Origin of the sequence: Clostridium liquoris, from assembly GCF_002995785.1 — a bacterium.
Taxonomy (GTDB): Bacteria; Bacillota; Clostridia; order Clostridiales; family Clostridiaceae; genus Clostridium_AO; species Clostridium_AO liquoris.
Genome location: NZ_PVXO01000009.1, coordinates 57,154 through 76,082, shown reverse-complemented (window position 1 = coordinate 76,082; position 18,929 = coordinate 57,154). Strand labels below are relative to the sequence as shown.

Genomic DNA, 18,929 nt, shown 5'->3' with positions numbered 1-18,929 from the left:
TTCTTTAAGAATAGGAGATCAAAATATGGAATATGAAGGAATAGTATATAGACCTCCAAGTGAGGCCTATAGTCTTATAATACAGGTAACTATCGGCTGTGCTCATAATAAATGTAGTTTTTGCAGTATGTATAAGAATAAAAAATTTAGAATAAGAAGTTTGAAAGAAATATTTCATGATTTAGAAGAAGGAAAAAATTATTATAGAAGAATAGATAAAATATTTTTAGCTGATGGGGATGCTCTTTGCCTTCCCACAGATCATTTAAAAAGCATATTGATTAAAATAAAAGAGCTATTTCCACAATGTAACAGGGTAGGCATTTATGCTACGCCTAAGGATATTTTGAGAAAGTCTTTAGAGGATTTACAGGAATTAAGGGAATTAGGCCTAGGTATAATATACATGGGCTTAGAAAGTGGCAGTGAGGAAATTTTAAAGGATATAAATAAAGGTGTTACTCAAAAAGAAATGATTGAAGCTGGCAAAAAAGTAAAGAAAAGTGGAATACCATTGTCTTTAACAGTTATATCAGGCATTGGCGGAAAAGACAAGCTATATAATCATGGTGTAGAGACAGGAAAGGTTATTTCTGAAATAAATCCCGATTTTATAGGGCTTTTAACCCTAATGCTGGAGCCGGGCACAGAAATAACAGATAAGGTAGCTAGTGGAGAATTTAATTTATTAACACCTGAGGAGGTAATGTTAGAAACAAAAGTCTTACTTCAAAATACGGAGGTAACAAATTGCATATTTAGAAGTAACCATGCTTCCAACTATGTATCATTGAAGGGAACTTTACCATTTGATAAAGATAAGCTAATCCATACTATTGATGAAATTTTAAAGGAAGGCTATAACTACAAAAGTGAGCTTTATAGAGGACTGTAAAAAAGTTCAGGACACTTTTTTAGTTGACAGTTGACAGAGGACAATTGACAGTTAAGGGGCCTTTTTGATCTTTATACTACAAAAAAGCTTAAAGTAAAAACCACCTAGGATTTAATCAAATCTAGGTGGTTTCTTTACCCTATGGGTGCTATTTCCAAATATCTTCATAATACCTTTTTATAGTGTTATCCGAAGAGAATATTCCAGAGTGGGCTACATTGTTTATGCACATTCTGTTCCAATTATCTCTATTTCTATAAAGGTAATCCACCTTATTTTGAGCTTCCACATAGGAAGAAAAATCCCTTAGCACGAAAAATTCATCATTATTTTTTAGTAAAGAATTATGAATGTCAATAAATTCATTCGAAGGAACTCCTAAGGAACCATTAATCAGTGAGTCTAAAATGTATTTAAGTCTAAAGTCATTATTATAGAATTCGTAAGAATTATAATTTTTATTTTTTATATAATCTAAAACCTCTTCCTTTCTTATGCCAAAAATAACTATATTTTCATCTCCAACTGCATCCTTTATTTCTATATTGGCACCATCTAAAGTAGCTAAGGTTAATGCACCATTCATCATAAATTTCATATTTCCAGTGCCGGAGGCTTCTTTAGTAGCAGTAGAAATCTGCTCACTAACTTGGGCACATGGAATTATTTTTTCTGCTAAAGATACAGAATAGTTAGGTAAAAAGAATACTTTAATTTTACCATGTATTTCAGTATCGTTATTTATTTTATAAGCCACTGTATTTATAAGTTTAATGGTTTTCTTAGCTAGGTAATAAGATGGAGCAGCTTTAGCACCAAAGAAAAAGGTTCTTGGAACTATATCTAAATTTGGATTTTCTTTAAGTCTTCTATACAAATCCATTATATTAAATAGGTTTAATATTTGTCTTTTATAAGCATGAAGCCTTTTTACTTGCACATCAAATATGGAATTAGGGTCTATATCCATACCGTAAGTGGACTTGGCATAATTTGAAAAGGCTATTTTATTTTCTAACTTTATTTTTTCAAATTTTTTTCTAAAGTAATAATCCTCTGCAAAAGGTTTTAATAGAATGAGATTATTAGGCTCTTTTATCCAAGAATCCCCAATGGTTTCATTTATTAAATTTGATAATTTAGGGTTTGCTTGAAGAAGCCATCTTCTATGGGTAATACCATTGGTTTTATTATTAAACTTATTAGGATAAAATTCATTAAAATCCTTCAATTCCTGATATTTTAAAAGTTCGGTATGAAGCTTTGCCACGCCGTTTACAGAATGACTGCCTACTATGGCTAAATGAGCCATTCTTATTTGTCCATTTCCTATAATGGCCATATTATTAACCTTATTTTCATCCTTATATCGTTCTCTTACTTCATCTGTGAATCTTCTGTTAATTTCTTCAACTATCATATATATTCTAGGAAGAAGTGTCTTAAATATATCTATAGGCCATTTTTCCAAAGCCTCTGATAAAATAGTGTGATTTGTATAGGCAATGGTATTAGTAGTAATATACCAAGCTTCATCCCAAGCAAGATTTTCTTCATCTATAAGAAGTCTCATAAGTTCAGCCACGGCTAAAGAAGGATGAGTGTCATTTATGTGTATAGCTATATATTTATGAAAGTTATTTATAGGTTCCCCAAGTTTTTTATATCTTCTGAGTATACTTTGTAATCCTGCACTTACGAAGAAATATTGCTGTTTTAGCCTTAAAATTTTTCCTTCTTGCCTTGAATCATCAGGATATAGCACTTGAGATATGGATTCTATTAATGTTTTATATTCTGTAGCTTTTGAGTATTCACCTCGAGAAAATGATTCAAAATCAAAATCTTTATTTAAAGGTTCTGCACTCCAAAGCCTTAATGTATTTACAGTAGAGTTATCATAGCCTATTATTGGGGTATCGTAGGGTACAGCCAATATAGTTTCACAATCTTGCTGTAAAAATTTTAGCTTGCCATTTTCCATGGTGGGCATTACTTTACCGCCAAAATTAACTTTAACAGCTTTATTTTCTTTTCTTACTTCCCACATATTGCCTTCCTTTAACCAGTTATCTGGTACCTCTACTTGGTAGCCATTTTCTATTTGCTGTTCAAAAAGGCCGTAGGTATATCTTATACCATTACCATGACCTGCAATACCTAAAGAGGCCATGGAATCAAGAAAACAAGCAGCTAATCTTCCAAGTCCGCCATTACCTAAACCTGCATCATTTTCAATTTCCTCTAACTCATCCAAATCTATCTTTAAGTCACTTAAAGCTTCTTTACAAGCATCTCTTATGCCTAGATTAAGGAGATTACTGTGAAGAAGCCTTCCAATTAAAAATTCCATAGAAAAATAATATATTTGCTTTTCCTTATTATTAGTATATTTTTTATTTGTGTTTAGCCAATTTTCCGAAGTGTAATCTCTTATTAAAGAAGCTAAGGCAAAATATTTATGGGAGGGAGAGCATTCCTCAATGTCCTCAGCATACATATTTATAATCTTTTTTTTAAAGTCATTCTTAAAAGCTTCTTTATCTATAAACAAAGGAATTCACCCCTTTAACTATTAATAGCACATTTTAACAATATTACATGTTCATATGATATGCTTTTAAATTTTATAAGTCAATACTTTTTGAAAATTTTAAATGTTAATTCCATAATAATATTGTATAGTTTTTGTATAAATGTTGAATAATTTGTAACAATTCATTAAATTCTATTTAATAAAGAAGGATAAAAGAGTAATATATTGAAGTATATAAGGTGGGTATTTTTTTCAATAAATTATGTGAGGGTGGTTTTTTTGAATATTGAAGAATTAAGCGATAAAGAAGATTATATAAATATGTATCTTAAAGAAATAGGAAAGGTTGATCTTTTGTCAAAGAAAGAAGAAGTAGAGTTGGCAAAAGGAATTGAACAGGGAGATGAGGAGGCAAAGAATAAACTTATTGAAGCTAACTTAAGGCTGGTAGTAAGTATATCTAAAAAGTATGTAGGGAAAGGTTTAACTTTTTTAGATTTAGTCCAGGAAGGAAATATAGGGCTAATGAAGGCTGTGGAAAAATTTGATTATAGAAAGGGTTATAGATTTAGCACTTATGCTACTTGGTGGATAAAACAAGCTGTAACAAGGGCTATTTCGGATCAATCAAGGACTATAAGAATACCTGTACATATGAATGAACTAATTTATAAAGTAATCAAGGTAAAGAAAGAATTAGAACAAGAGTTGGATAGGGAGCCTTCTGAACAAGAAATAGCTGAGGAATTAAAAATTCCTTTAGAAAAGGTAAAAAAGGTATATGCTGTATCTCAAGAGCCAATTTCATTGGAAACTCCTATAGGGGATAGTGAAGATAGCTATTTAGAAAATTTTATAGCAGATGAAAGATATATTCCTGACGAAAGTGTTGCAACATCTATGCTGGGAGATATTTTAACTAATATTTTAGGAACATTATCACCAAGGGAAGAGAGAATTGTAAGATTGAGATATGGGTTATTAGATGATGGTAAGTCAAGAACTCTAGAGGAAATTGGAAGGGAGTTTAATTTAACTAGGGAAAGAATAAGACAAATAGAAAATAGTGCTATAAAAAAATTAAGACATCCAAACAGAATTAGGAAGTTACAAGGATATTTGGAATAGTAGTTGACAATTGACAGTTAGGGATGCTTTTCTTTCGTGACACTACAGAAAAGCTTTAAATAATAACTAATAGAGAATAAATAATAAATAAGGACAATTTTTCTTCATTAACATTACGAAAAATTTTTAATTGTTAAAAATTCTATTTAAACTTACTTAAAAGAAATTTAAAATTGAAGATTTTCTATAGAGTAGCGGAAGAAAATCATCCATATTTATTCTTTATTATTTTTTATTTACTATTTCAAAAAAGTTGTTTCTTAATCTTTTGAAATTAGGTCTTTTATAACCTCACCGCCAATAATCATACCTGCTACAGGTGGTACAAAGGAAATGCTGCCAGGAATTTGTCTTTTAGCAGTACATTTTTTACTGCCATCACTGCAAACGCAGCTTTCTTTACAGGTTGTAATTTCATCAGATTTTGGCTTTATAGGAATTTCTTCAGAATATAAAACCTTTAAATCTTTAATACCTCTTTTTCGTAATTCATATCTCATAACTTTGGCTAGAGGACATATTTTTGTGTCATATATATCAGCTATTTTAAATCTAGTTGGATCTAATTTGTTTCCAGTTCCCATGGAGCTTATTATGGGAACATTATTATTTTTGCACCAGACAACTAGAGATAATTTAGAGGAAACAGTATCAATTGCATCTACAACATAATCTGCATTTTTAGGTATTATTTCATCTATATTATCTTCTTTTATAAATGTTTGGAAGGTTCTTACATTGCATTTTGGATTAATTTTTAAAATCCTTTCCTTCATAACTTCTACCTTAGCTTTACCTATAGTAGAATGATCAGCAATTATCTGCCTATTAATATTGGTAAGGCAAACAGTGTCATCATCAATTAATATAAGATTACCTATTCCAGATCTCACTAAAGCTTCTGTTACGAAGCTGCCAACTCCGCCTATACCGAATACTGCCACAGTACTTCTATTAAGTTTTTCCAGAGCTTCTTTTCCTATAAGTAATTCTGTTCTTGAAAATATATGTTGTGCCATAAAATTTACCTCACTTTTAATACATACTATTCCTATTATGTTGGTATGGTAATATATTATACCTAATTCATATATTAAGTCAATATTTTTATTAGATAATAAAAAGAACCTGATAAGCTTGTACCAGGTTCTTTTGAAAATTAAGATACTTGTTCTGCACTTTTTATGTTGTTTAGAATGTTCTTATTGGAATATACTATTTTTAAAAGTATAGGTGTGATAATAGTTGTTACAATAACCACAAGTATTACAGGGACCAAAAATTTATTTTGTAAAATTCCAGTGGAAACACCAATGTTTGTAACAATTAAGGCTACTTCTCCTCTGGAAATCATTCCTACTCCTATTCGTAAGGACTCTTCCTTAGTATAACCACAGATTCTAGCTCCTAGATCACAGCCTATTATTTTTGTTAACACAGCTACAACTAGTAGAATTAAAGTAAAAACTATCATAGCCATATTCATATTTTCTATTGTTGTATTTATTCCAATATTAGCAAAGAATATTGGGGAGAGAAGCATATAGGATACTACGCTTATCCTCTTTTCCACGTAATGACAAACTGGAGTACGGGATATAATAAGACCAGCAATGTAAGCGCCTGTTATATCGGCAACACCGAAATAATGTTCAGCTACATAGGCCATTATCAAACAGAAGGAAAGGGAAAAAATAGGCAATCTTCTTTTTTCGCCACATATATTGGAAAGTTTTGAAAATATATAGTGAAATACAAAAGCTACAACACCGGATAGTATAAAGAATGCAACTATTTTTAATAATACAATGGTTAAATTAATAGAAGGATTAGACATGCTTGTAACTATAGTTAATATAACTATTCCTAATATATCATCAATTATTGCCGCTCCTAGTATTGCCGTTCCAGATGAAGTTTTTAATTTTCCCATTTCTTGAAGAGTTTCCACAGTAATGCTAACGGATGTGGCAGTAAGTATTACTCCAATAAAAATATTTTCTATAACCATTTTGGAATCCCCGCCAAAAATGTTTCCAGAATTATTATAGAAATTTGCAACTAAGAATCCGCCAACTAATGGTACCAGTACCCCAATCACTGCGATAATAAGAGAAGCTTTTCCACATTTTTTTAATTCATCTAAATCTGTTTCTAGACCTGCACCGAACATTAATACGATTACACCTAATTTGGATAATTCAGATATAGTCTCGGATTCGTGAACTATTCCCAAAACAGCTGGACCTAAAATAAGACCTGCAAGTAGTGCCCCAACCACCTGAGGAATTTGAAAACGTTTAGTTATTAGACCCAAAGCTTTTGTACTAAACAGTATAATAGCTAAACTCAGAATAAAATTACTTGACTCCATATGAACAACCTCACTTTTAAATATTAATTAAACTAAATTATTCAATTTTTAAACAATAAATAACAAAATTAGACTATGTTTTTACGTTAATAGTTTATCATATATTTGAACCCCACACAATATTTTATGGAATAAACAGAATGATTTTTTTATTTCATATATTTTATATATATTGAATAATGAATTGTGTAGTTTTTAAGTTAAAAAAGAATATTTTGAAATATATATATAAATAAAAAAATGTTAAAAAAATGATGAAAATTAACAAGTAAAAATATTATTTATGAATTATTAAAATATGGGAAGAATAAGTTTCAGATAAGCATGAAAATTATGAACTTATATTGTGAGGTGAAGTTTATGAAAGACCATTTTAAAAATTGGGTTGAAAAAGTAAAAAAAGCTAACCTGGAGTCCCTTGGTACAGATGAAAAATTAGATTATAGAATTGTGTATAAAGATAGATTAGAAAAATCTAAAAATGATAAGGAACCGTTAGAGTAATTAATTGCTTTTTCAGTTGTCATCTGTCAACTTAAAAAGATTGCATCGCAATCTTTTTATTTTATCCATTTGCTACTGATTCTTACTTAATATATAATTTACTGGAGAATGGAAAATAGAATAGAGGTTGTGATAATAATGTTAAAAGATGATTTGTTAAAAAGCAATAGAATTAAAATTACATCCCTTAGAGAAGAGGATATTGGTACAGTAACCAAATGGTATGAAGATACTACTTTTCTAAGAGTATTTGATTTTAATGCAGCAGCTCCATTATCTAAGTGGAAAATAAAAGAATGGCTTTTAGAAGAAATAAACAATCCTAATAATTATTTTTTTGCCATTAGAGAAGAAAGCGATGGCCCCATGATTGGCTATGTAGAAATTGAAAGGATAAGTTGGAATAATGGAGTAGGGGGTATTGCCATTGGCATAGGAGATTTAAAGCAGCGTGGAAAAGGTTATGGGAAAGAGGCATTAAGTCTTGTTATGGATTTTGCCTTTAGGGAGCTTAACCTACATAGGCTGCAGCTTATTACCATAAGCTATAATGAGAGAGCCATAAGGCTTTATGAAAGATTGGGCTTTAAAAGAGAAGGTACATATAGGGAAGCTGTTTTTAGAGATGGTGAAAGATATGATATATATTTATATGGAATATTGGATAGAGAGTGGAAGGGACTTGCAGAGCACAGGGCATAGAGTACAGATGGGTGCTTCAGGAAAAGATTTGTTGTAAATTTTACCTTCAAGGAATGAAATTGACTCAGAGGATAAAAATCTTATTTGCTCCAAAGAAAAGAAAAAATAAATATAGAGGATCATATTGTTTTAAAGAGAAAAGCATTGGAATTAAATAATAACAAAGGGTCATGTAATTTCATGGATTTGAAATTATATGACCTTTTGTTTATAATATATATGTAACTATTTTATGCCCAAGGAAGTGGTGTAGAAATTTATATTTTTTGATAGGAGGATAACGAATGAATAAAAAAATTAAATGTACTATAGTATCTTTGGTAATGGTCGTTTCTACTAGTGCTCAAGTATTAGCAGCACCATCAGATGCTATCCAAAGTAACCTACAGCAACATAAGAATTCTTTAAGCAGTGTCCAACAGGAAATTAGCAAAAATGAAATCAAAGTGGAAGACTTAGACCATCAAATAGAAGGCATTATGATGGATGTTAAAAATAATAAAAATAAAATTACAAAAACAGAAAAAAATATGACCTCTACAGAAGAAGAAATTAAAAAAAGTGAAGAAGATATAAAGAAAGAAAAAGAATTATTTAATGATAGGATTAGGGCTATGTATGTAAGTGGAACAGATGGTTACCTGAATATACTTTTTGAGGCAAATGGAATTGGGGATTTAATAGATAAGGTAGAAACTGTTAAAACCTTAGTTGGATATGATAAAAAGGTAGTTCAGGATTTAAATTCCAAAAAAAATGTTTTAGAGAATAAAAAGAAAACTTTACAACAGGAAAAAGGAAGCTTATTAGCACTAAAAGAAGAAAATGAAAAAAAGCTGAGTCAAGTAAATGGAGCTAAAAAAGAACAGGACAAGCTATTAGCTGATTTAAAGAGTAAGGAAGAATCAATAGAAGGACAGATTGGTGAAGACCAAAAACAACTAGCTAAAGCTACCGAGGAAGTTAAAACCATTAGAGAATCAGCACCTAGATATACTCCATCTGAGAATACTCCATCTAAACAGACTTCATCTAAGCAGACTTCATCTAGGCAGACTTCATCTAATTATACTCCATCTAGAGGTGCAGCAACTATATCAGGTAATAACGTTATAGCCTATGCTTCAAACTTTTTAGGAACTCCTTATGTTTGGGGAGGGACAACCCCAGTACCAGGATTTGATTGCTCAGGCTTTGTACAATATGTTTATGCACACTTTGGCATACCAATCGGAAGAACTACATATGAGCAAATAAATAATGGAACTCAGGTTTCAATGGGTGAACTACAGCCAGGTGACTTAGTGTTTTTTGGAACCTATGATAATCCTCATCATGTTGGAATGTACATAGGTAATGGAGCTTATATTCATGCCCCACATACAGGAGATGTTATAAAGATATCCATGTTAAATGGAAGTGATTTTTTAACTGGCAGAAGAGTTAAATAAAAAAATAGGCCTTATTTTTAAGGCCTATTTTTCATCTAAAAACTTTTTCCTGTTAACATAATCTTCTTCAGTTATTTCCCCAGAAGCATATCTAGAAGCCAATATTTTTAAAGCTTCTCTATTTTTAGTATATTTTTTAAAGAATTTAAAGATCAACACAATAGCACCCGCCATTAAAGCTAATCTAAACAGAGGCATTAATATTAACCAACCATTAAAGCCATTAAAGCCATTAGCACCATTAACACCAAATCTAGATGCACCGTATAAACAATTAAACATATAAATCCTCCTTTTATTTTTAATTTAAAATGTATTATTTTGTTATCTAAATTATAATAAGAACATGTGAAGGAACTATGAAGAATATTCACTTCATAAGATCTTCAAAAAATCTTTATAAATTTCTGTTATTATATTATAATTAGTTAATTTATTTTACAAAGGGTGATAAATTATGGGAAACATATTGATTATTGAGGATGAAGAAAAAGTATCTATGGTTTTAAAGGCCTACTTAGAAAAGGAAGGATATAGAGTTTGGTGTACCGTAAAAGGCATAGAAGGATTAGAACTGTTTAAGAAGGAAGATTTCCAGTTAGTGATATTAGATTTAATGTTACCTGATATCGATGGAGAAGAAATATGTGAAAGAATTAGAAATATTTCAGATGTACATATATTTATGCTTACAGCAAAGGGGGATTTAAGCAATAGAATAGAGGGACTCAATATAGGAGCAGATGAATATTTGGTAAAACCCTTTAGCCCGCGAGAGCTTACTGCTCGTGTTAATGCACTATTCAGAAGGATTAAAGGCAGTAGTTTTGAAGCATTGTCTTTTGATAATGGTAATTTACAGATATTTAAAGAGGAAAGAATGGTAAAGGTTAAAGGTAAGGATGTGAATTTAACTCCAAATGAATTTGCAATTCTTTACACCTTAGCTTCTAATAAAGGGAAGGTTTTTACTAGAGAGATGCTTATAGAGGCAGCTTTTAATATGGATTTTGAAGGCTTTGATAGAACAGTAGATGTGCATATAAAAAATATTAGGAAAAAAATCGAGGAAGATAGCAAAAATCCAAAGTATATATTAACTGTAACTAGGGTAGGCTATAAATTTGGTGGTGATATTTAATGCAAAGCATAAGGAAAAAGATATTAATGTTTATACTATTTTCATCACTATCTGCGCTAATATTATCAGCTTTATTTGTAAATCTTACAATAAATAGTACTTTCAAAAAGTATATGGCAGATACTCAAGAAAAAAGAGATAATAGGATAGTACAATACTTTGAACAAATATATAAAAATGATGGTAAATGGAAGAGTAATTCAGGGGAAGAACTAATGCATGAGGCTTATATGAGCAATTATTGTTTAACCCTTATGGATAAGGATAAAAGTGTAATTTGGAGTATGGATCCAAACGAAATTAGAGCTAAAATGCATATGAAAAATATGATGGGAAGAAATAAAGGAGTATATACTGCAAAGACATATGACATAAAGAACGGAGACAGTGTTGTAGGGTATGTATCTTTAGGGCAGTATTGCTCATTGTTACTTTCTGAAGAGGATATAAATTTTAAATCTCAAATTAATAAAAGTATTTTAGCTAGTGTAATATTTACTATAATCATAACCATAATTATAAGTTTATATCTTTCCAAGGAATTTTCCAGTCCTATAAAGAAGGTTGCAGATTTATCTATGGAATTATCTAAAGGAAATTATGATGTAAATTATAATGGACATAGCAATATAGTAGAGTTAAGAAATCTAGAAAATAGCATAAATGATTTAAGAGAAAAATTAAAAAAACAAGATACATTGAGGAAAAGGTTAGTCTCAGATATTTCTCATGAAATAAGAACACCACTTAATGTGCTTCAAAATAATTTGGAAGCTATGATAGATGGTGTGTTTCCTATTACTGATGAAGGTTTAGCAAGCTTAAATGATGAGGTTATAAGATTTGGAAAACTGTTGGATAATTTAAATGTTCTAAAGAAATTTGAAGAAGAATCAGTAACTATGAGTATGGAAAAGGTTTCTTTAAATAAAGTGATTTACTCCGTAGTTAATGATTTTCTTATTACAATAAAGGATAAGGGACTAGAAATATATTATGATAAAGAGAATTATAAAGATTATTACATTTTAGGAGATGAAAATAAACTAAAGCAGGTATTTATAAATTTACTTTCCAATTCTATAAAGTTTACAGAAAAAGGTGGCAGTATATGGGTTAACATTAAAGAAAATAGGGAACAGTTTATAGTAGAAGTTATTGATAATGGAATAGGAATAAAAAAGGAGGATTTGCCTTTCATATTTGAAAGACTTTATAGGGGAGATAAAAGTAGACATGAAAGGGAAGGCGGCGGTATAGGTTTAACTATAGTAAAGAAAATATTAACTCTTCATTCAGCTTCTATCAATGCAGAAAGTCAATGGGGAAAAGGAACTAAGGTAACCATTGTATTTAAAAAATTATCTAATAATCTATTGGGTTAATGAGTTAAAAGATATTTAGTGATTTGAGAAGGAAAGTATTCCTGTCACTAAATATCTTTATTTTTCTTTATAATTTCTTCATAAGTAAATAATATTATTATGCTGTAAAAATTAATGAGAAAGAATTTATATAGCAGTTGAAATTTATTATCAATGGGTATATAATAAAAATATGCCCCTGTACATATGGGGGGTATATGGGAGGCAAATTATGAATGAAGAAAAGAAAAAAGCATTACAACTTTTGAAAACATCTAAAGGCCAGATTGAGGGCATAATAAAGATGATAGAAGAAGGAAGGTATTGTATAGATATATCTAATCAAATAATAGCAGCACAGGCTCTGTTAAAAAAATCTAACATGCTAATACTTAAACAACATTTGAATCATTGTGTAAAGGACGCTTTTCTTCATGATTCTGGTGAAGAAAAAGTGGAAGAGATAATGGATGTATTACAAAAGCTTATGGATAAATAGAGGAGATGGAATATATGAAAAATGTATTTAAAAGATTTATAAAAAAATTAGCAGATGAAAATAGCAAGACTTTCCCTGGAAATGGAAAACTAGATTGCTGTGGCTTAAATAAAGATAACAAAGGATGTAAAAACAAAGATCCCAAAAAATAGATGCACATTTAAAATATCACAGGGTAAGGAGATAAATTATGAAAAATGAAATTTTAAATATAGAGGGAATGACCTGTGCAGCTTGTGCTAGAGCCGTAGAAAGGTCAGCAAAAAAAGTAGAAGGAGTTACTGAAGCTAATGTAAATTTTGCTTCAGAAAAGTTAAGTTTAACTTATGATGACACAAAGGCTAAATTAGAGGATGTTCAAAGGTCTGTGGAGAAGGCTGGTTATAAAGCTTTAGTAGAATCTACTACTAAAACTTTAAGTATAGAGGGAATGACCTGTGCAGCTTGTGCAAAGGCTGTAGAAAGAGCTTGTAAAAGATTAGATGGAGTTATTGAGGCCAACGTAAATTTTGCATCTGAAAAATTAAACATAACTTTTGAGCCTTCAAAAGTTAGATTAACAGAAATAAAAAATGCAGTAGAGAAATCAGGGTATAAACTAGTAGAAGAAAGCACTGTAGATTCTCATAAGGAAAAGAAAGAAGAGGAAAGAAAGCTGTTATGGAAGAAGTTTGTATTTTCAGCTATATTTACACTTCCATTACTGTATATATCTATGGGACATATGTTGGGGTTTCCATTACCACATTGGCTGCATCCAATGGCAAATCCTAAAAATTTTGCTTTAATTCAATTATTATTGGTTTTACCTGTGATTATAATTGGCAACAAATTCTATAAGGTAGGATTTAAAGCTCTTTTGAGAAGAGAACCAAATATGGATTCTCTAATAGCCATAGGTACTTCATCCGCATTTTTATATGGGGTATTTGCTATATATAAAATCTTTTCAGGGGAAGTTCAGTATGCAAACAGCCTATATTTTGAATCGGCGGGAGTTATTCTGACTTTAATTACTTTAGGTAAGTATTTAGAAACTGTAACTAAAGGAAAGACTTCTGATGCAATAAAAAAGCTGATGGGCTTGGCACCTAAAACTGCTACTATATTAAAAGAGAATAAGGAAATAGAAATTTCTATAGATGAGGTAGAAGTTGGAGATATAATTATTGTAAAGCCGGGAGAGAAACTTCCTGTAGATGGTGCTGTTATAGAAGGTATTACTTCCATAGATGAGTCCATGCTTACAGGAGAAAGTATTCCTGTGGAAAAAAGTGCAGGAGATAAAGTAATTGGAGGAAGTATAAATAAAAATGGATTTATAAAGTATAAGGCTACTAGAGTTGGAAAGGATACAGCTCTTGCTCAAATAATTAGACTAGTAGAAGAAGCTCAGGGAAGTAAAGCTCCTATTGCTAAGTTGGCAGATATAATAGCAGGATACTTTGTTCCCGTGGTAATAATTTTAGCTTTGGCAGCTGCTATAGGTTGGAAACTTTATGGAGAAAGTAATGTATTTGTATTGACTATATTCATTTCAGTACTAGTAATAGCTTGCCCCTGTGCTCTAGGTTTGGCAACACCTACAGCTATCATGGTAGGTACAGGAAAGGGAGCAGAATATGGGGTATTAATAAAAAGTGGTGAAGCACTAGAGACTGCCCATAAAATAGAAACAATAGTTTTTGATAAAACTGGTACTATAACTGAAGGCAAGCCAAAGGTTACCGACATAGTAACTAGCGAAAATATTAGTGAAGAATATTTATTACAGATAGCTGCTAGTGGGGAAAAAGGATCAGAACATCCATTAGGAGAGGCTATTGTAAAACATGGAGAAGAAAAGGGATTAGAATTTAAAACTGTAGAAAAATTTGAAGCTATTCCTGGTCATGGTATAAAGATTATTATAGAAGAAAAAGAAGCTTTATTAGGAAACGAAAAGCTTATGATAGAAAACAATATAGATTTAAAAGACTTAGGTAAAGTATCAAATAGACTTGCAGAAGAAGGAAAAACTCCTATGTATGTGGCCATTGAAGGCAGCTTGGGTGGAATAATAGCTGTGGCAGATACAGTAAAAGAAAATAGTAAAATGGCCATAGAAAAGCTTCACAAAATGGGCATAGAAGTGGCTATGATTACTGGAGATAATAAGAGAACTGCAGAAGCTATTGGAAGACAAGTAGGAATAGATAGAGTATTGGCAGAAGTATTACCTGAAGATAAGGCAAAGGAAGTTAAAAGGATACAAACTGAAGGAAAGAAAGTAGCTATGGTAGGAGATGGCATAAATGACGCTCCAGCCCTTGCTCAAGCAGATGTAGGTATTGCCATAGGTTCAGGCACAGATGTAGCCATGGAATCTGCTGATATAGTTTTAATGAGAAGTGACTTAATGGATGTAGCAACTGCAATACAGTTAAGCAAAAAAACTATAAAGAATATTAAGGAAAATTTATTTTGGGCTTTTGGATATAACACCGTTGGAATACCAGTAGCCATGGGGCTCTTACACATATTTGGAGGGCCACTTTTAAATCCTATGATTGGAGCAGCAGCTATGAGCTTTAGCTCTGTGTCAGTACTTTTAAATGCATTAAGATTAAAGACTTTTAAACCAAACTAAAAAAGCAAATAATAAAAGCAAATAATAAAAACAAATAATAAATAAAAATTGGGAGGAATAAATTATGAAAAAGAAAATATCTATTGAAGGAATGAGCTGCATGCATTGTGTAAATCACGTAAAGGAGGCTTTAGAAGAAATAGGAGGAAAGAATGTAGATGTTAATCTAAGTTCAAAATTGGCAGTAGCTGAATTTAATGAAGACGTAACAGATAATAAGATTAAAGATATTATAAAAGATTATGGATATGAAGTAGTAAACATTGAATAAGAGTAATAGAGAAAGCCGGTCCTTTGGGATTGGCTTTTTTTTTATGGTTAAGCTAAAATATATACTGAAGTAAATATTGAACTGATTGGAGAGAATTGTATGACAAAAAAGCGTTTGAAGGAATTGGACATAATGAGAGCATTAGCTTTTATATTTGTAGTTACACAGCATATCATAGGTGGTTATTCATATATAAAAAAAGTGCCTAAGAATGAACATTTAATTTTAAAAATGCTTTACATAGTAGTCAAGCCTGCTGTACCTATATTTCTTACCATAAGTGCCATATCATTGTTTTATGTATATTATGATAATTTCCATTGGAAAAAGTACTATATAAAAAGAGTAAAATATATATTAATACCTTATATTATTTGGTCTGCTATAAATATGTACAAGTTAGGTAATGAGCATAGATTCAATAATTTTATATGGCAAATCTTATCAGGGAATGGAGCATTTCATCTTTGGTATATGGGAATGATATTAAGATTGTATATTTATGTACCTGTGATTCTTTATATAGCAAAGAAGATACATAACAGCAGCAATACTTTAAGGATTACAGTGTTTATAAGCGTGTTTCCACTATATTATATGATAAGTAAATATCAGTATACTATATGTCAGAGTTTAGGTAAGTTTATATTCACAAATCCTACAGAATTGCAACAAAAGTTTATAAATATATCCCCAATGTTTTGGATTCTATATTTTATATTAGGAATTTACATTGAATTAAATTATGAGACATTTAAAAATATTATTATGAAATTTAAATGGATAGTTATAGCAGCCTATTTGCCTTTGTTAGTATATGCTTATTTAAATGAAATTAAGGCTGTGGAATTTAAAAGAAGCCTATACATATTATTTATGTTATTTACTATTTTAGCTGTATATATTCTAGCTTTATATTTGGCAGATTTTAAAAAGTTATATAATAAACTTAAGTTTATAGGAGACTATTCCTTTGCTGCATATATGTCACATATTATAGTTTTAAACTGGATGGCAAATTACTTGCAATTACGGTTTGGAATAAAAGATTATCTTATATTAGGATTATGTGTTTTGGTTATAACATTAATAATTACACCATTAATAATATGTTTTTTAAGCTATTTTCCTTATTCACAATATGTAACAGGAGTAAGAAAGAATATTATGAAAAGTATAAATGAAAGCAGTTCAGTAATGGTTTATAATAATTTGTGAGGCTTTTATTTTTGAATAATTATTACCTTTTTAACAGAAAATAAAATCAAAATAAGTGATGGAGGTAATATTATGCTAGAGAAAATGGTAAATAGTATGGTGAATAATCTTTCTGACGAGATGATGGTTAATATTCTTACTAAGGATTATCCAGAAAATTTTTTTGTAATGGCTACTGCAGCAGAAAAATTAAGTGTCAAGGCTATAGTAGAAGCCTGCATAAGAGGAGAAAATGGAAAGGTTTTGCAAAGGACATATGGAAGTCCTAATGTACAGTCCCAGTGGAATAGGTTATTTTTAAATGGAAGACAATTATTTAATTTGCCTGTAGAAAAGTTAGAGGACATAAGCACAGAAGTGACTATTGGAAAAAGCTGCATAAAGCCATTGGTATTATCTATGCCTGTAATGATAACAGGAATGTCCTATGGGGGATCTTTAAGTTTAAATGCCAAAGTTGCTTTAGCAAAAGGGGCTTCTATGGCAGGCACATCTACCAATACAGGTGAATCTAGTATTTGCAAAGAAGAAAGGGAAGCAGCTAAACTGTTAATTGGTCAATATAATAGGGGCGGATGGCTTAGAAGTAAGGAAGATTTAGGAAAGCTAGATGCCATAGAAATACAATTAGGTCAAGGAGCTTGGGGAGGCGCTGTACCTACTAGTATAGCATCAAATGAAATAGGAGAACATTTAAGAAATACATGGCATTTAAATCCTGGGGAAGATGCAAAAAAGGGATCTAGAATGGAAGGTGTTGATTCTCTACAGGATTTAATAGATTTAGTTAACAATCTTAAAGGCGAATATGGAGTACCAGTGGGGATAAAAATTGCAGCCACTCATTTTATTGAGAAAGAATTGGACGTAATAACTAGCACAGAAGCGGATTACATTGTAATAGATGGTGCTGAAGGAGGAACTTCTAGTGCTCCGCCTACACTAGAGGATGATATGGGGTTGCCAACCTTATTTGCTTTAGCTAGAACTTCTAGTTATTTAGAAGCAAAAGGAGTAAAAGATAAGTATGATTTAATAATAACTGGAGGGCTAAAGACACCAGGAGAATTCTTAAAAGCATTAGCTCTTGGTGCAAAGGCAGTATATATAGGATCCATTGCTCTTATAGCAACAATTCAAAGTCAAATAGTTAAAACTCTTACATATGAAAGCACTCCTCAATTAGTTATATATGGAGGAAAGTTAACAGATGAATTGGATGTAGATAGGGGAGCGCAAACTTTATCAAACTTTTTAAATTCTTGTAAGGAAGAAATGAAGTTAGCTCTTTCAGCCATGGCAAAGACTAATGTGGACCAGTTGGCTAGAGAAGATTTAGTTTGTGTAGATAAAGAATTAAGTAGTGTTTTAAAAGTAGGGTATGCTGGGGACACCTGCCAGTAAATAAAAAAAGATTGCCTATAGCAATCTTTTTTTATAGAAACATTACATATTTAAACATAAGATAGAAGTGGCAGAAGCTTCCTAGCATTACGAAAATATGAAATATTTCATGAAATCCAAAGTACTTTGAATGTATTTTAGGCCATTTTAATGCATATATTACACCGCCTACAGTATAAAAAATTCCTCCCATTAAAAGCCACATAAATCCATTTATTGATATAGCTTTAATTATAGGTACTATAAAAAATATAACTAGCCAGCCCATAATAATATAAAATAAAGTAGATAATTTTCTTGGACAGTTAAACCAGCACATATTAAATATAATACCAGTAAAAGCTAAAGCCCATATTATAATAAATAGTGTAAGACCTAATTTGCCTTTTAGGGCTAATAAACAAATAGGTGTGTATGTACCAGCAATTAATATATATATCATTGAATGATCAATTCTTCTTAAAACATTTATGACTTTTTCTGAAGCCTTAGCTATATGATATGTTGAGCTAGCGGTATAAAGAAGAATTAAACTAATTCCAAAAACCAAAGATGCAAATAGTGCCCAAGAGTTTCCATTGAATATTGATAGCTTTATTAATATAACCATGCCAATTAAAGATAAAAAGGCACCTATGAGATGAGTAAGACCACTTATTGGATCTCTAAACTTTTCAAACAATTTAAAAGCCTCCCCTAAATATAGCATTTTATAATTTGTAAAAATTAATATCTACATATCAATGTACTGATATGTAGTTTTAAAAACTATGTATCATGATATTATAATACTCTTGTTGTATAAAAAAATCA

General features: G+C 30.6%; 18 protein-coding genes. 13 read left to right on the top strand and 5 right to left on the bottom strand.

All coding sequences use genetic code 11. From position 1 onward, the window contains the following. Positions 1-25: 25 nt before the first annotated feature. Positions 26-895, top strand: coding sequence for a radical SAM protein (locus tag CLLI_RS02615; RefSeq protein ID WP_106062699.1), 870 nt, complete (start codon positions 26-28; stop codon positions 893-895). 148 nt (positions 896-1,043) lie between these two features. Here the strand turns inward: CLLI_RS02615 and CLLI_RS02610 are convergent, their stop codons facing one another. After that, on the bottom strand, positions 1,044-3,449 hold the full coding sequence (locus tag CLLI_RS02610) for a glycogen/starch/alpha-glucan phosphorylase (RefSeq protein WP_106062698.1): 2,406 nt from the start codon (positions 3,447-3,449) through the stop codon (positions 1,044-1,046). Positions 3,450-3,752: 303 nt separating this feature from the next. Here CLLI_RS02610 and CLLI_RS02605 point away from each other — a divergent pair, with 303 nt between their 5' ends. Continuing rightward, complete coding sequence (locus CLLI_RS02605; protein ID WP_106062749.1) at positions 3,753-4,559, top strand: sigma-70 family RNA polymerase sigma factor; 807 nt, start codon at positions 3,753-3,755, stop codon at positions 4,557-4,559. A 260-nt stretch (positions 4,560-4,819) separates the two neighbouring features. Here the strand turns inward: CLLI_RS02605 and CLLI_RS02600 are convergent, their stop codons facing one another. After that, positions 4,820-5,578 (bottom strand): tRNA threonylcarbamoyladenosine dehydratase, encoded by a 759-nt coding sequence (locus CLLI_RS02600; protein WP_106062697.1) that lies wholly within the window; start codon positions 5,576-5,578, stop codon positions 4,820-4,822. A 140-nt stretch (positions 5,579-5,718) separates the two neighbouring features. After that, on the bottom strand, positions 5,719-6,933 hold the full coding sequence (locus CLLI_RS02595) for a cation:proton antiporter (RefSeq protein ID WP_106062696.1): 1,215 nt from the start codon (positions 6,931-6,933) through the stop codon (positions 5,719-5,721). 360 nt (positions 6,934-7,293) lie between these two features. Here CLLI_RS02595 and CLLI_RS14410 point away from each other — a divergent pair, with 360 nt between their 5' ends. The 3 genes from CLLI_RS14410 to CLLI_RS02585 all read left to right on the top strand — a co-directional run bounded on the left by CLLI_RS14410 (position 7,294) and on the right by CLLI_RS02585 (position 9,590). After that, positions 7,294-7,437 carry a hypothetical protein gene (locus tag CLLI_RS14410; protein WP_170063628.1) on the top strand — a complete coding sequence of 48 codons (144 nt, stop codon included), beginning with the start codon at positions 7,294-7,296 and terminating at the stop codon, positions 7,435-7,437. Between the two features lie 138 nt (positions 7,438-7,575). Then, positions 7,576-8,139: a GNAT family N-acetyltransferase gene (locus CLLI_RS02590; RefSeq protein ID WP_207655062.1), complete on the top strand. Its 564-nt coding sequence runs from the start codon at positions 7,576-7,578 to the stop codon at positions 8,137-8,139. A gap of 284 nt (positions 8,140-8,423) precedes the next feature. Continuing rightward, a complete protein-coding gene (locus tag CLLI_RS02585; RefSeq protein WP_106062695.1) occupies positions 8,424-9,590 on the top strand; it encodes a C40 family peptidase in 1,167 nt (388 codons plus the stop codon). 24 nt (positions 9,591-9,614) lie between these two features. Here the strand turns inward: CLLI_RS02585 and CLLI_RS02580 are convergent, their stop codons facing one another. Then, positions 9,615-9,872, bottom strand: a complete 258-nt coding sequence (locus CLLI_RS02580; protein ID WP_106062694.1) for an SHOCT domain-containing protein — start codon at positions 9,870-9,872, stop codon at positions 9,615-9,617. 175 nt (positions 9,873-10,047) lie between these two features. On the opposite strand from CLLI_RS02580, the gene CLLI_RS02575 reads away from it, so the two are divergent. The 8 genes from CLLI_RS02575 to CLLI_RS02545 all read left to right on the top strand — a co-directional run bounded on the left by CLLI_RS02575 (position 10,048) and on the right by CLLI_RS02545 (position 18,116). Next, positions 10,048-10,731 carry a response regulator transcription factor gene (locus CLLI_RS02575; protein ID WP_106062693.1) on the top strand — a complete coding sequence of 228 codons (684 nt, stop codon included), beginning with the start codon at positions 10,048-10,050 and terminating at the stop codon, positions 10,729-10,731. Continuing rightward, positions 10,731-12,116: a HAMP domain-containing sensor histidine kinase gene (locus CLLI_RS02570; protein WP_106062692.1), complete on the top strand. Its 1,386-nt coding sequence runs from the start codon at positions 10,731-10,733 to the stop codon at positions 12,114-12,116. The genes CLLI_RS02575 and CLLI_RS02570 overlap by 1 nt, the downstream gene beginning before the upstream one ends. 211 nt (positions 12,117-12,327) lie before the next feature. Beyond that, a complete protein-coding gene (locus tag CLLI_RS02565; protein WP_106062691.1) occupies positions 12,328-12,594 on the top strand; it encodes a metal-sensing transcriptional repressor in 267 nt (88 codons plus the stop codon). Positions 12,595-12,608: 14 nt separating this feature from the next. After that, positions 12,609-12,746 carry an LDCC motif putative metal-binding protein gene (locus tag CLLI_RS14405; protein WP_170063627.1) on the top strand — a complete coding sequence of 46 codons (138 nt, stop codon included), beginning with the start codon at positions 12,609-12,611 and terminating at the stop codon, positions 12,744-12,746. A gap of 38 nt (positions 12,747-12,784) precedes the next feature. Beyond that, the gene (locus CLLI_RS02560; RefSeq protein WP_106062690.1) at positions 12,785-15,223 is read left to right on the top strand and encodes a heavy metal translocating P-type ATPase; all 2,439 of its coding nucleotides are present in this window, start codon (positions 12,785-12,787) and stop codon (positions 15,221-15,223) included. Positions 15,224-15,287: 64 nt separating this feature from the next. Beyond that, entirely contained in the window at positions 15,288-15,494 is a 207-nt protein-coding gene (locus tag CLLI_RS02555; protein ID WP_106062689.1) for a heavy-metal-associated domain-containing protein, read from the top strand. A 99-nt stretch (positions 15,495-15,593) separates the two neighbouring features. Then, positions 15,594-16,712: an acyltransferase gene (locus CLLI_RS02550; RefSeq protein ID WP_106062688.1), complete on the top strand. Its 1,119-nt coding sequence runs from the start codon at positions 15,594-15,596 to the stop codon at positions 16,710-16,712. Between the two features lie 72 nt (positions 16,713-16,784). Next, on the top strand, positions 16,785-18,116 hold the full coding sequence (locus CLLI_RS02545; RefSeq protein WP_106062687.1) for an FMN-binding glutamate synthase family protein: 1,332 nt from the start codon (positions 16,785-16,787) through the stop codon (positions 18,114-18,116). A 31-nt stretch (positions 18,117-18,147) separates the two neighbouring features. On the opposite strand, the gene trhA is transcribed toward CLLI_RS02545, so the two are convergent. Further along, positions 18,148-18,798: a PAQR family membrane homeostasis protein TrhA gene (gene trhA / locus CLLI_RS02540; RefSeq protein ID WP_106062686.1), complete on the bottom strand. Its 651-nt coding sequence runs from the start codon at positions 18,796-18,798 to the stop codon at positions 18,148-18,150. Positions 18,799-18,929: the final 131 nt, after the last annotated feature.

Coding starts and splice junctions, on each gene's coding strand:
- CLLI_RS02615 (WP_106062699.1), top strand. CDS start 26: ATGGAATATGAAGGAATAGTATATAGACCTCCAAGTGAGGCCTATAGT.
- CLLI_RS02605 (WP_106062749.1), top strand. CDS start 3,753: ATGTATCTTAAAGAAATAGGAAAGGTTGATCTTTTGTCAAAGAAAGAA.
- CLLI_RS02600 (WP_106062697.1), bottom strand. CDS start 5,578: ATGGCACAACATATATTTTCAAGAACAGAATTACTTATAGGAAAAGAA.
- CLLI_RS02595 (WP_106062696.1), bottom strand. CDS start 6,933: ATGGAGTCAAGTAATTTTATTCTGAGTTTAGCTATTATACTGTTTAGT.
- CLLI_RS14410 (WP_170063628.1), top strand. CDS start 7,294: ATGAAAGACCATTTTAAAAATTGGGTTGAAAAAGTAAAAAAAGCTAAC.
- CLLI_RS02590 (WP_207655062.1), top strand. CDS start 7,576: ATGTTAAAAGATGATTTGTTAAAAAGCAATAGAATTAAAATTACATCC.
- CLLI_RS02585 (WP_106062695.1), top strand. CDS start 8,424: ATGAATAAAAAAATTAAATGTACTATAGTATCTTTGGTAATGGTCGTT.
- CLLI_RS02580 (WP_106062694.1), bottom strand. CDS start 9,872: ATGTTTAATTGTTTATACGGTGCATCTAGATTTGGTGTTAATGGTGCT.
- CLLI_RS02575 (WP_106062693.1), top strand. CDS start 10,048: ATGGGAAACATATTGATTATTGAGGATGAAGAAAAAGTATCTATGGTT.
- CLLI_RS02570 (WP_106062692.1), top strand. CDS start 10,731: ATGCAAAGCATAAGGAAAAAGATATTAATGTTTATACTATTTTCATCA.
- CLLI_RS02565 (WP_106062691.1), top strand. CDS start 12,328: ATGAATGAAGAAAAGAAAAAAGCATTACAACTTTTGAAAACATCTAAA.
- CLLI_RS14405 (WP_170063627.1), top strand. CDS start 12,609: ATGAAAAATGTATTTAAAAGATTTATAAAAAAATTAGCAGATGAAAAT.
- CLLI_RS02560 (WP_106062690.1), top strand. CDS start 12,785: ATGAAAAATGAAATTTTAAATATAGAGGGAATGACCTGTGCAGCTTGT.
- CLLI_RS02555 (WP_106062689.1), top strand. CDS start 15,288: ATGAAAAAGAAAATATCTATTGAAGGAATGAGCTGCATGCATTGTGTA.
- CLLI_RS02550 (WP_106062688.1), top strand. CDS start 15,594: ATGACAAAAAAGCGTTTGAAGGAATTGGACATAATGAGAGCATTAGCT.
- CLLI_RS02545 (WP_106062687.1), top strand. CDS start 16,785: ATGCTAGAGAAAATGGTAAATAGTATGGTGAATAATCTTTCTGACGAG.